Here is a 13,539-nt window from a genome sequence, read left to right as displayed (position 1 = left end):
AGGGAGCAAACCGACCGGCGACAGAAAGCGAATGCATTTGCCATCTATATGTCAGCGTCCTTCACGAAGTGCCGGCGGTCAAAAGCGCCACGCCGGGAGTCGCTCTCGCGGGCCGGGCCCTCCCGGGAGACGTGGAGAACGTGTGCCGCTCGAGAAGTCGTCGCCGCAGGTCACGCGGCGTATCTGTACTCGCTGATGAGGCCGCCGAGGATCCGGGTGCGCAGCAGCTTGTGGGCGCCGCTGTCCATCGCGGTGGGCTGTTTTGGGGCATCGGGTGGTAGCTGGCTGCGCGCCGGGTGGGGCCGATGCTCGTCGTGGTGCCTCTGACAGGCCGCGAGCACCTGCCGGGCATGCGTCTCTGCCCTGACGAGGATGGGGTCGAGTACCTCGCGGCAAAGGCTGCCGACGACGCGCTCGCAGGGGGCGGTCGTCCCAGGCGCCCGCGGTGCACTCCTGATCACGTCCAGTTCCTCTGCCTCGAAGACCGCGTCGAACGCCGCACCGTACCTGCCGTCGCGGTCACGCGGCAGAAACCGCAGAGACTCCCTGCGCATCCCGGGGCCGGCGGCGAGACTCCTCGCCTGCCGCACCGTCCACTCCCGGGTCGGACGGGCGGTGACGCCGGTGATGTGCAGGCGCCGGGTGCCGTGCCCGGGGAAGGCCGGCGCAGAAAGCCGCCTGCCGAGCGCGGTGTCGAAGGGGGAAGAAATCCGCCGCGACGATGCCCTCGGCCCGGGCGGTGAGGAACTCACGCCAGGCCGGACCAGAACGACGCGGCGCGGGGTCGATGCCCGCCGCGTGGAGAATCTCCCCACCGTCGAGGGGGGCGATCCGGTGCACGAGCCGCGCCAACTCTCCTTGGATCCGCCGGTGGCCCTCTCGCGGATTCCCGCCGGCCAGTCGCAGGACGAGGTTCTTGAGCGCCGTGGCGGCCGGCGGCCGACCGGTGCGCCTGCGCGCGCTGCAGTCCCACTTCACGGCGACGAATCGGCGATTCCGGCCGAGCAGGGTGCCCGAAGTGACCGGGAAGACCTCGCGCCGGCGACACCGAGGCATCAGCCCGCAGAGGGCAGCGAACCAGAACCGGTCGGCCGGCTCGTAGCGGATCGGGCCGGCCGGCTGCCGGCGCAGCACCGCGTTCTCGTGGCGCAGCACGAGAAGCCCAGCGTCCTTCGCCGCATCCCCGCAAAACAGCAACGACGGCAGGGAGAGCAACTTCCGGGTCACCTCGTACAACAGGGACACGATCATCCGGGCATGCTCCCAGCCGACGACCCGTCACCGCGGCCACCTGCGACGACGACTTTTCGAGCGGCACAGGTCGGGCCTGATGTGTGGGAGGTCTGCCGGGAGCTGATCCCGGAGCGGAGCGTGTTCGCGTTCCTGGCCGAGCACCGGGCGGCGCTGCTCCCGGTGGGGATGTCCGCGGACATGTACCCGTCGGCCAATGGGCGGCCCAGTTGTCCGCCGCAGGTGCTGTCCACCGTGGTGATACTGCAGGTCCTGCACGGCCTGTCGGATCTGGAGGCGGTGCAGGAACTGCGGTGTGACCTGCGGTGGAAGGCCGCGTGCGGGCTCGGGCTGCTGGACGGCGGCTTCGATCCCTCGCTGCTGACGTCCTTCCGGCGCCGCCTGCAGCACTCGCGCGATCCGCACCGCCTCTTCACCGCCGTGCGCCAGGTCGTGGAGGCCACCGGGATCCTGCAGGGCCGCCACCGGCGGGCCCTGGACTCCACCGTGTTCGAGGACGCGGTGGCCACCCAGGACACCGTCACCCAGCTGATCTCCGCCGTCCGCCGGGTCGCCCGGGAGGTCCCGGGCGGCGCCGAGACCGTGAAGGCCCGGTGCACCGGGCACGACCACCTCGCCGGCCCGGGCAAGCCGAAGATCGCCTGGGACGACGAGAAGGCACGGGCCGAGCTCGTCGACGCCCTGGTCACCGACGCGATCCGGGTCCTGGCCCACCTGCCCGACCAGGAGCTCGGGGAACGGGCCGCGAACGCGGTGGGCATCCTGGCCCTGGTCGCCGGGCGGGACGTCGAGCCCGCCGAGGACTCCGACGGCACCGACGGCCGGTGGCGCATCGCCCGCCGCACCGCCGAGGGCCGCGTCATCTCCACCGCCGACCCCGAGGCCCGGCACATCCACAAGACCACCCACCGGCAGACAGACGGCTTCAAAGGACACCTCGCCTTCGAGCCGGAGAGCGGGCTGTTCACCGCGGTGGCCCTGCACCCCGGCAGCGGCACCGACCACACCGAGGGCACGGTCGCCCTGGAGTTGCCGGCCGACGAGACCGGGCCGCTTCGGCTCTTCGCCGACACCGCCTGCTCCGGCCACCAATGCCGGGCCGCCCTGACCGCGGCCGGCCACCAGGTGTTCTGCAAGCCCGCCCCGCTCAAGCCCGCCATCCCCGGCGGCTTCACCTTGGACGACTTCTTCATCGACACCGCCACCGGGGCGGTAACCTGCCCGGCCGGCCGCACCGTTTTGCTCGGTGACCCCGCCGGACAGCATCTGCAGCGCAAAGCCTTCTTCGCCGAGCGGTGCACCAACTGCCCGCTGCGGCAGCGGTGCACCAACGCCAGGAACGGACGGATCCTCACCATCCGGCCGCACCACGACCAGCAGGCCGCCGCCCGCCGCACCGCCACCCACCCCGACTGGCAGGCCGCCTACCGACGTTGGAGGCCACCGGTCGAACGCGGCATCGCCTGGCTGGTCGCCCACGGCAACCGCCGCCTGCGCTACCTCGGCACCCTCAAGAACGACACCTGGCTCCACACCCGGGCCGCCGCCCTCAACCTCCGCCGACTGATCAACCTCGGCCTCACCCGCAGCAACAACACCTGGATACTCGTCCCCGCCACCCCCTGACAACAGGGAGCGATCCCCACCCCGAAAACCACAGTGACCAGGCAAGATCTTCAGTGATCTTCTAGGAGGTGCTGGAGCCGGCGAGCGCGCTCGTGTCCGCGCTGGCCGGGCGGGCCTCCTGGGCGTCCGCAGAGTGGTCGGGAGCGGCGGCGGCCGTGGCCAGGCCCGCTCCGCCGAGCACGGTGGCGCCGACGGCCGGCCAGGTTCTGCGCTTGCCGATCTGCGGTCGGCGGGCGCGGGATCTTCTGGAGCTCTTGGCCTTCCCTTGCGGTTGTCTCGTGCCTGCGGTGCGTGGTGTGGGTCGCCGTGCCGGGGGCGAGGCACCACGTCAGTTCTCAGACATGTCCGGGCGAGGCAGCCGGCCGGCGCAGGTGGCGCGGCCGAACTCCCCGGCCGCGGTGGCGCTTTGGACGTGCTGTCCGCGGATGGCGAGGGTGCAGCGGGCCTGCCCGCCCTTCCTGTCGAGGACGATGCTGACGGTCGGGTCCTGGCCGAGCGGGACCTCCACGGTCGCGCGCCACGGCAGCGTGGCTGCCTTCACGGCGGTGGCCTGTCCGGTCTCGCTGCGCCCCTGGTAGGTGATGTCCGCGGTGCCCTCGCCGGTCACCTCGTAGGTCACCGGAGCGGCGGGGCTGCGCTGCTGTGCCTTGCTGTCGCTGCCGCTGGTGTTGAGTACGCCGTAGAGGACCAGCCCCGCGCAGGCGGCCAGCACCGCACCGCCTGCGACGAGTCCGGCGCGCAGGGAGCGCCGGTCGGCGGTATCGGCTGCCGACCCGATTGTCGAGTCGGGGAATTCACCGGGAGTTCCCTTGGTGGTTCCCGTGGATTGCGGCTGATCTGTCGTCGGTTCGGAGGCCGTGGTGCCCATTATTTCGTCCTCTCGCACATGCCATCGCTGTTGCGTAAGCCGAGCGTTTATACATGCCCGTGAGAACACCTGTCCAGCGAGCGGAAATAGCGGACATTCTGCTGGTCGATTCGCCCCCGGGTGCCGAAGTAGAGGGTCAAGTGCCGGTAATATCCGGTCGCTTGACTTCCTGTCATCGAACTGTGTTAGAAACCCGGCGCCGCTGTGCATGATCTTCCGTCACCGCAGGTGGGGGCGGGTTCTCGGCGGCAGTTTTTGGACACGATGCATGGGAAAGGTTTGGCGTGAGACCCAGATTGGGCAGGCTGGTTGCGTGCCTGGTGGTATCCGCGGTGATGAGTGCCGCGCTGCCCCAGATCGCTTATGCGGCACCCGCTGATGACGGTGGCGGAGAGGAAATCGTCGACACCGTCAAGGGCTGGTTCGCGGAGGACAGAAAATCAGACGGGAAACCGCCGTCGCATGACGAATTGGGGATAGCCGACCGGCAGAAACTGCCGAAGGGAAAGAAGGACCCGAAGGCCAAGCGGGTCAAGGAGCTGACCGGCCGGCGGACGGCGAACGCGCGGTTCTGGCAGCTGTCGGACGGCCGGGTTCAGGCGGAGCTGTCGGCGACGCCGACCTCCTACCGATCCGGGTCCGGCACGAAGGCGGCATGGAAGGCGATCGACCCCACCGTCCGCGGCAGTGCGGCGAAGGACTTCGAGTTCGCCAACACCACCAACTTCGGCAAGAGCTGGTTCGGATCCCACCCGGACCGGCTGCTGCGGTTCGAAGCGGGCGACGGCCGGTCCGTCACCCTGGGCCTGAAGGGCGCGGCCGGCAGCCTGAAGCCGGAGGCGAAGGGCTCCACGGTCACGTACCAGGACGCGGTGCGCGGCGCGGACCTGGTGTACGAGGTGGGGCCGGGCCGGGTGAAGGAGAACATCACCCTGGCCGAACGCCCGGACAGGCCAATGCAGTTCACCTTCACCCTGGACGCCGACGGCCTGACGCCGAAGGCGCGCAAGGACGGCTCGATCGCCCTGTTCGGCGAGCTGCCGAACACGCCGGTGATGGTGATCCCGGCGGCGTTCATGACGGACGCGAAGAAGGACGCCTCCTCCCCGTACGGGTACGCCTACAGCCCGAAAGTCTCGCAGAAGCTGGCCCGGGACGGCAAGGCCTGGAAGATCACGGTCACGCCGGATGCGGGGTGGCTGGCCGCGAAGGAGCGGCAGTACCCGGTGGCGATCGACCCGACGATCACGATCGCCCCGTCGCCGTCGCAGTCCCAGGATGTCATGGTCCTGTCGGACCAGCCAGCGTACAACTTCAACAACACGTGGAAGCTGCCGGCGGGCAAGACCGACACCGGGATCGCCCGCTCGCTGGTGAAGTTCCCGCTGGACGAGGTCCCGGCGGGCACGAAGATCGACTCGGCGCGTCTGGAGCTGTACTACGACCAGTCGCACACCACCAACGGCAGCGATGTCACCCTCGAGGCGCACCGGGCGACCGGCGCGTGGGACGAGGCGAAGGCCACCTGGTCCAACACCAGCGCTTTGGTGGGTGAGCTGTCCGGCACGTCCGTGCAGGTGGACGACGGGGACGCGGGCACCACGGCGGCGAAGGGCAGCTGGCCGGTGTCCACCTCGTCGCTGGCCCAGTACGCGATCGGCGGCGACTACCGCTACAACAAGGACACCGTCTCCGGCGACGCCTACACCTGGCAGCCCAGGGTCCCCGAGACCGACGGCTACCGCGTGGACGTGCACTACGTGGCCGCCACCGACCGGGCCACCAACGCCCCGTACACGGTGACCCACAGCGGCGGCACGGCGACCTACACAGTCAACCAGCAGTCCGGCACCAACGGCGTGTGGACCTCGCTGAACGGCGGCAAGAAGCTGCCGTTCGCCAAGGGCACGGCGGGCAAGGTCGTCCTGGGCGACGGTCCGGCCTCCACCTCGACGGCGGTGATCGCGGACGCGGTCCGGCTGGTCAACCCCGCCCAGATCACCAAGTCCGTCGGCGCCTACAACCAGTGGCACAAATTCCCGGTCACCGACACCGTCCAGCAGTGGCTGAACGGCACGTACACCAACCACGGCTTCGTCCTGAAGGCCGCGGACGAGTCGTCCACCGCGCCGCTCGGCGGCCCGCGGTACGAGTCCGGCGACGGCAACTACGGCGGCGAGACCGCGACCATCCCACGCCTGACCGTCACCTACGGCACCGTCGGCACCGAACTCGACTCGCCCACGGTGGTGCACTCCACCGGTCCGGAGCTGTCGTGGAAGGCGTACGCCAACACCACCGGTGACAGCGGGCTGGACATCGTGGAGTACCAGCTGCACCGCTCCACGCAGCAGTCGTTCACCCCGTCCGCGGCCACCCTCATCGCCCCGATCGCGAAGTCGGTCACGTCGTACACGGACACCACCGCGACCCCGACCCCGGACTCCTCCTCGCAGGAGATCGGCCGGTCGTACTACTACCAGCTCGCGGTGAAGACCAAGAACGGGCAGCTGCTGGGCTCGCCCACCCGCATCGTGGGTGTCCCGAAGGCGGGCCGCACCATGCGGCTGGTCCAGGGCCGGGGCGCCGGGGTCACCGACTCCACGCTGTCCTCCGCCCAGCCGACCACCAACCAGGACACCATCCAGTCCTACAAGGCCCAAAACTGGCTGAGCGTGGGCAACAACTCCGCCACCTACGGCAAGACCCGCACGGTGCTGAAGTTCCCCACCACCACGATCCCCACCACCGCGACGGTGCTGGAGTCGCGGCTGTTCATGTGGGGTGCGGAGACCACCACCGACACCAACGGCGCGATCTACGAACTGCGCGGCTTGACACGGGACTTCGACGAGAAGACCACCACGTGGAACAACGCCACCTCCACCACCGCGTGGACCAAGGCGGGCGGTGACTACTCGGCCACCGTCTCCGACACCGTCGCCCAGATGTCCGAGGTGGGCCGGCACTGGTGGGACGCCACCAGCCTCACCCAGGGCTGGACCAAAACCCCCGCCTCCAACAAGGGCGCCCTGGTCAGGCTGAAGGACGAATCGTCCACCGGCCCGCAGGAACGCACCCTGTTTTTGTCCTCGGCCGCCTCGGACTGGCAGCTCGGCCCGCTGCTGCGCGTCATCTACGTCGACTCCACCACCGAGGACACCTACTACGCGCCGCAGACCCCGGCCCGCATGACCCCGAACTCCACCTACACGGTGGACTTCACCGTCACCAACACCACCAGCACCGCGTGGGCGGCCGGTGAGCGGGTCCTGTCCTACACCTGGAAGCTCCCGGACGGCACGGACGTGACCACCGGCGGCAACCAGCTGGCCACCGCCGTCCCGGCCCTCGCACCGGGCCAGTCGGCCACGATCAAGGCGCAGGTCAAGACGCCCATCAACTCGGCTTCCGGCAACAAGCGCACCGACTACGTGCTGGGCTGGGACATCAAGAAGGTCTCCGACGGCAGCTGGCTGTCCGCCGGCACCGGTGGCATCTCCGCCCTGAAGCAGAACGTCGCGGTCGAGGACCCCACCTCCAACACGCTGGGGTTGGAGAAGTTCTACTCCTACACCGGCAAGAACACCGGCGCCGGCTCCACGGTGATGAACAACCTCGCCTCCGGCAATGCGGTGTGGTCCTACAACGCGTTCACCAACCCTGGCCGCGGCCTGACCACCTTCGCGCGGTTCGCCTACAACTCGCTCGACACCTCCGACACGGTGACGGGCGCGGGCTGGTCCGCGCAGCTGGCCGGACCCATCCGGCTCGGGGCGCCGCTGGACTTCCACCCCAACCCCAACCCCACCGAGATCCGCCTGCCGGACGGCGACGGCACCACGCACGTCTTCCGCAAGCAGGACGACGGCAGATGGAAGGCGCCCGCCGGCGTCCACTACAAGATCACGGCCAAGGCGGGCCTGGACTGCACCCCCAACAAGGACCCGATCCCGGACGCCTGGACCCTGCTGCGCCCGGACGGCACCCGCTTCCTCTTCGGCTGCGACGGCTACCTGACCTCGGTGGTCGACAAGAACGGCAACACGCAGACGTACACCTACGAGGAGCGCAAGTCCAACAACAAGCCGACCAAGTTCCTGAAGTACATCACCGACCCGGCCGGGCGTCAGTCACTGACGGTGGAGTACTACAACAAGGGCGACGCCTCGTACGAGTACATCGACGACGCGGGCAACAAGGTCACCGGCAGCAAGCTGAACAACTCCAAGATCTACGACCACGTCAAGTCCATCACGGACATCTCGGGCTCGGTCACGGGCCTGCCGGTACGCAAGATCTCGTTCTACTACACGGACAAGGGCCTGCTCGGCCGGATCACCGACGGCGACGGCTCCAGCCAGCCGAAGGTCTTCAAGTTCACCTACGACGCCATCCAGGGCAACAAGAACGTCAAGCTGGTCAAGGCCACCGACCCACGCGGACACGCCACACAGATGGCGTACAACGAGCCCAAGGCCGGTGACGACCCGAAGTACCACTGGTGGACCAAGACCATCACCGACCGCCTCGGCGGCGACACCGGCTTCACCTACACGGTGGACGCGGGCAACGCGAAGTTCACCGACACCACCGTCACGGACGCCGAGTCGCACGCCACGAAGTACGTGACGGACGACTACGGCCGCCCGGTGCAGACGACCAACGCCAAGTCCCAGACGACGAAGATGAGCTGGGACGCGGACAACAACGTCACTTACCTGGAGGAGGCCAACGACGCCAAGACCGCCTACTGCTACGACCAGAAGACCGGCTACCCGCTCTGGCAGCGCGACGCGGAGAACAACAAGGCGGACGTGCCCGACCAGTCGACCGCCTGCGTGACGGACACCTCCAAGTGGCCGGCGAACGCGTCGACGTACGAGTACCAGACGCGCGCCGACGGCTACGCGGCCGACCTGTTCCGCAAGACCTCCCCCGAGGGGCGGGCCTGGCAGTTCGGCTACGACACCTTCGGCAACCTGACCACAGTCACCGACCCCAAGGGCGTCGCCACCACGACGGCGGATGACTACACCACAAAGTACGAGTACGACATACACGGTCAGCTGACCAAGGCCATCGACGCCAACGGCAACGCGGACACGAACAGCGACTTCGGGCCCACGGGCTTCCCGAGGACGATGACGGACGCGCTGAACAAGTCGACGACGTTCGTCTACGACGAGCGTGGCCAGGTCACCGAGGTCACCGACGCGCTGGGCAAGACGATCACGCAGACGTACGACACCTTCGGACGTCCGCTGGTCAAGACCGAGCCCAAGGACCAGGCCGCAGGTGACCTGATCACCGCTCCGGCGCCCGTGTACGACGCCAACGACAACGTCACCACGTCGACGGCGCCCAACGGCGCGGTGTCCACCGCGGTGTACGACGAGACCGACCAGATGACCTCGGCGACCGCGCCGAAGTACACCACGACGTCGGACGAGCGGAGGACGCTCTACACCTACGACAAGGTCGGCAACCTCAGGACGACGACCGAGCCGAAGGGCACGCTGACCACGTCGGACGCGACGGACTTCGTCACGACCAACCACTACGACGAGATCTACCAGCTCACCTCCGTCGTCAACGCGGAGGGCGACAAGGTCAGCTACGAGTACGACAACGTCGGCAACGCCACCAAGGTCATCGACCCGAAGAAGAACGCCACGGCCGACACGACCGACTACACCACCATGACCGCCTACGACCTGAACCACCGGGTCACCGCGGTCACGGACGCCGCGGGCAAGACCACCAAGCGGGGCTACGACAAGGACTCGCGGGTCGTCTCGACCACGGACGCGGAGAACAACACCACGCTCATCAGCTACGACGAGCGCGGCAAGCAGACCGAGGTCAAGGTCCCGCACAGCGGCACCACGTCGATCACCTACCGCACGACCCGGTACGAGTACGACCAGGTCGGCAACACCACCAAGGTGATCACCCCGCGGGCCGTCGAGGCGGGGACGACCACGGCGTTCACCGCCCGCACCGAGTACGACGCCCTGAACCGGCCGGTCAAGCAGTACCAGCCGTACGACCCGGCGGACACCCGCCACAGCGACCCCAACGTCTACACCGAGACCGTGTACGACGCCGTGGGCCGGGTCGCGAAGACCTCGCTGCCGCCCTCGGAGGGGCAGACGGTCCGCAACACCACGGTATTCGACTACTTCGACAACGGTTGGGTGAAGGCCTCCACGGACCCGTGGTCCATCGCCACCACCTACGACTACAACGCCCTGGGCCAGCAGACGGCCAGGACGCTGACGTCGGCGGGCGGCTCCTCCAACCGCACCATGACGTGGTCGTTCTACCCCGACGGAAAGCTCAAGTCCCGTTCCGACGACGGCGTCCCGGTGGGCAAGTCGGTGGTCCTGGTGGACAACTCCGACACCCAGCACACCGCCTCCACGGGCGCCTGGACGAAGGGGGACCTCACCGGGCAGCAGGGCTACGACCACCGCACCCACGCGGCCGGCACGGGCACGGACGCCTTCACGTGGACGCTCGACATCCCCGAGGACGGCACGTACACCGCGTACGTGAAGTACCCGGAGGTGACCGGCGCCGCCACGACCGCGAAGTACACACTCACCCACGGCACGACCACCGAACCGGCGGTCACCAAGGACCAGACGGCCGGCACCGGCACCTGGGTCAGCCTCGGCAGCTACGCCCTCGAGCAGGGCGAGGACACCAGGCTGAAGCTGGAACAGAACAGCACCGGCACCGTGGTTGCGGACGCGGTCAAGCTGGTTCGTGACAACTCCGCGGATACCGACTACGAGAAACGAACCTTCACCTACGCGTACGACGTCAACGGCAACCTGACGTCGATCGAGGACACCTCGTCCGGGGCGAAGGTCGACGCGTACACGGTCGCCTACACCGGCCTCAACCAAGTCCAGAAGGTGACCGAGGCCTTCGCGGGCCAGGAGAAGAAGGTCACGTCGTACACGTACGACGCCAACGGGCAGTCGGAGACGGTCACCCACCCCGACCAGTTCTCCAAGTACACCTACGACCTGCGGGACAAGGTCAAGACGGTGTCCGTCGGCAAATCCGCGACGGACGGCACCCCCAAGGTCACGTCGTACACGTACACCGACCGCGGCCAGAAGCTGAAGGAGACCAAGGCCAACGACAACACCGTCGACCACACCTACTACCTCGACGGCGCGCTGAAGTCGACGGTGGAGAAGAAGGGCAACGGCACCCTCGTCGCCTCCCACACCTACGCCTACGACCCCAACGGCAACAAGGCGCAGGACGTCGCGAAGAAGATGAACGCCGACAACCACGCGGCGTACCTCGACTCCACGACCGACTACACCTACGACCCGGCCGACCGGCTCGCCAAATCGGTCAAGACGGGCACCGGCGCTGCCACGGAGACGTACGTCCACGACGACAACGCCAACGTCATCAGCCAGACGGTCAAGAACGTCACCACGAGGTACGAGTACGACCGCAACCGGCTACTGAAGGCCGTCACCGGTACCTCGACGGCCTCCTACGCCTATGACCCGTTCGGGCGCCAGCAGTCCGTCACCTCCGGCGGCAAGGTCATCGAGCGGAGCGTGTACGACGGCTTCGACCACGTCGTGGAGTCCCAGAAGCTGGACGCCACCGGCGCGATGAAGTCGACGACGTACACCTTCGACCCACTGGACCGCACCGCGTCGAAGACGGCCGACGGCAAGACCACCGACTTCGAGTACCTGGGCCTGTCCGGCGAGGTACTGGACGAGAAGGTCGCCGGCGAGCTGACCAAGTCGTACCAGTACAGCCCTTGGGGCGAGCGCCTGTCGCAGATCAAGCACAACACCGACGGCACGACCGAGGACGGCTTCTACGGCTACAACGGCCACACCGACGTCGAAACCCTGACCGACGGCAACGGCGACACCAAGGCCACCTACGGCTACACCGCCTACGGCAACAACGACGAGTCCGAGTTCACCGGCATCGACAAGCCCGAGGCCGGCCAGCCGGACAAGGAGGAGTACAACCCCTACCGCTTCAACGCCAAGCGCTGGGATGCCCACTCCGGCACGTACGACATGGGCTTCCGCGACTACAACCCGGGCCTCAACCGCTTCACCACCCGGGACATGTACAACGGCGCCCTGGCCGACATGAGCCTGGGCGCGGACCCGTTCACCGGCAACCGCTACGCCTTCACCGGCGGCAACCCGGTGAGCGGCATTGAACTCGACGGTCACTTCGCCTGGTTCGGGATTCCGCTCGCCTATTGGGGGTACGCGGCGCTCTTCGGCACCGCCGCATACGCGTCGACGCCGCAGGGCCAGCAGAGCCTGCAGGACGCGGGACAGGCCGTCGGCGACATGCTGAGACCGTCCGCGGAGGAGTCCGGTTCCAGCGAATCGTCCAACAAACCGCGTCCGGGTCCCACCCCCCAGCCGTCGCCGGGCCCCGCGCCCAGGCCTCAACCACGGGGTACCGACACCGACAGCGCCTCTTGCAGCCCGCTGCCGCTGATCGACGGAGGGCGGATTTACGGAGGTCTTCAGGAGTACACGAACCACCAGGGGAACAAGGGCTGCAGGGCGACCGGCGCCTTTGCATTCCTCACCAAGAGCGACCGCAGGTCGCGCACCGGAGCGGGCGGCCTGCCGAAGTGCCCCGAATGCGAGCCGTCTGTTTCGCCGGACGGAATGGAGGAAATCAGGGCAGGAGGCGGGAGACCGCAGGCCGGCCACCTGATAGGTTACTGGGGCAAGGGCACCGGTCAGGACGTCCGAAACCTGGTCGCTTTGCACGGCAGGGCAAATGCAAGAATGGCCAGCAAGGTGGAAGCCTTCGGGTGGAAGCACTTGACCGGGGACAACAAACTGTTCATGTCGGTCGTTCCCATCTACGGAGATCCACATTCGGCCGTTCCCACACTCGTTCAGGTGGGAATGACCGCATACGGACCCCAGGGAAATATTGTGGACACGTTCTCGTGCACTGCGATCAACTCCAAGACCGGCATCGGTTCGAAGTGCTAGAAGGGTCCTAGTGGTGGCAACGCTTTCAGAGATCCAAGCCCTGTTGGGTGAACCACGGTTCAACTGGTCGGATCCGGCGCCGTGGATCGAACTGGAGCAGGAACTCGGTATCGAATTTCCTGCGGACTTCCGTGAGATCGTGGACGCCTACGGTTCGATCCAGATCAACGGGCAGCTGTATCTGGAGCATCCCGCCTGCCATCTTCTGCACAGTCTGGGAGAAACCATCAGGGGGGACCTCGAGATGTGGCGCGAGGAGGACATGGCAGAGTTCCTGCCCAGTCCGGCAGGGGCGAACCCCGGTGAGTTGATGCCGGTGGCGTCAGCCATGACGGGGGAATGGATTTTCCTTCGCGTTCCCGATGGCCCCTCGTTGCCCTGGCGCGTCGTGGTCCAGGAGTTCGACAGTCCGGCCTGGACCCTCTACGAGATGACGTTCAGTGAGTGGCTGCTGGCTTATCTCAAGGGTAGAGACGTGACGTTGTGTTCTCGCAATCTCGCGCCTCACGGCCCGTTCTACGAAGCCCTGTCCTGAAAATGAACACGGTGGTATCTCCTGTCCTGGTGACAGGGGGTACCACCGTGTGAAGATCTCCCCGTTTCGGTTAGCGGAGCCCCACCATTTAATGGTGGGGCTCCGCTAACCGATCGGCATTTCTCTCATCAACAATGGGGTAAGTGGCAATGTCGTCCGATTCCGGGCTCGACTCCAGAAGCGCTTGGACAACTCGGGTGCCGGTCACAACGTCGCTGAGTCCGAGAGCC

General features: G+C 67.5%; 6 protein-coding genes. 3 read left to right on the top strand and 3 right to left on the bottom strand.

Annotation, left to right across the window (positions count from 1 at the left end):
• Positions 1-170 precede the first annotated feature (170 nt).
• Both ACX25U_RS38535 and ACX25U_RS38530 read right to left on the bottom strand, forming a co-directional pair.
• Positions 171-461 (bottom strand): integrase core domain-containing protein, encoded by a 291-nt coding sequence (locus ACX25U_RS38535; protein WP_454386996.1) that lies wholly within the window; start codon positions 459-461, stop codon positions 171-173.
• Between the two features lie 58 nt (positions 462-519).
• Positions 520-1,236 (bottom strand): hypothetical protein, encoded by a 717-nt coding sequence (locus tag ACX25U_RS38530; protein WP_458633793.1) that lies wholly within the window; start codon positions 1,234-1,236, stop codon positions 520-522.
• A 96-nt stretch (positions 1,237-1,332) separates the two neighbouring features.
• On the opposite strand from ACX25U_RS38530, the gene ACX25U_RS38525 reads away from it, so the two are divergent.
• Positions 1,333-2,877 carry an IS1182 family transposase gene (locus ACX25U_RS38525; protein WP_454386992.1) on the top strand — a complete coding sequence of 515 codons (1,545 nt, stop codon included), beginning with the start codon at positions 1,333-1,335 and terminating at the stop codon, positions 2,875-2,877.
• 328 nt (positions 2,878-3,205) lie between these two features.
• On the opposite strand, the gene ACX25U_RS38520 is transcribed toward ACX25U_RS38525, so the two are convergent.
• Positions 3,206-3,745, bottom strand: a complete 540-nt coding sequence (locus ACX25U_RS38520) for a hypothetical protein (RefSeq protein WP_454386990.1) — start codon at positions 3,743-3,745, stop codon at positions 3,206-3,208.
• Between the two features lie 335 nt (positions 3,746-4,080).
• Here ACX25U_RS38520 and ACX25U_RS38515 point away from each other — a divergent pair, with 335 nt between their 5' ends.
• Positions 4,081-12,774 (top strand): golvesin C-terminal-like domain-containing protein, encoded by an 8,694-nt coding sequence (locus ACX25U_RS38515; protein ID WP_454386988.1) that lies wholly within the window; start codon positions 4,081-4,083, stop codon positions 12,772-12,774.
• A gap of 13 nt (positions 12,775-12,787) precedes the next feature.
• A complete protein-coding gene (locus tag ACX25U_RS38510; protein WP_454386986.1) occupies positions 12,788-13,309 on the top strand; it encodes an SMI1/KNR4 family protein in 522 nt (173 codons plus the stop codon).
• Positions 13,310-13,539: the final 230 nt, after the last annotated feature.

The sequence above is a fragment of the Streptomyces sp. JNUCC 63 genome (genome assembly GCF_054366325.1).
The sequence above is the reverse complement of the archived record's forward strand: the minus strand, read 5'-3'. Positions and strand labels throughout refer to the sequence as shown.

Bases quoted from the DNA above. Each gene is read 5' to 3' on its own strand.
- ACX25U_RS38520 (WP_454386990.1), bottom strand. From the start codon at position 3,745: ATGGGCACCACGGCCTCCGAACCGACGACAGATCAGCCGCAATCCACG.
- ACX25U_RS38515 (WP_454386988.1), top strand. From the start codon at position 4,081: ATGAGTGCCGCGCTGCCCCAGATCGCTTATGCGGCACCCGCTGATGAC.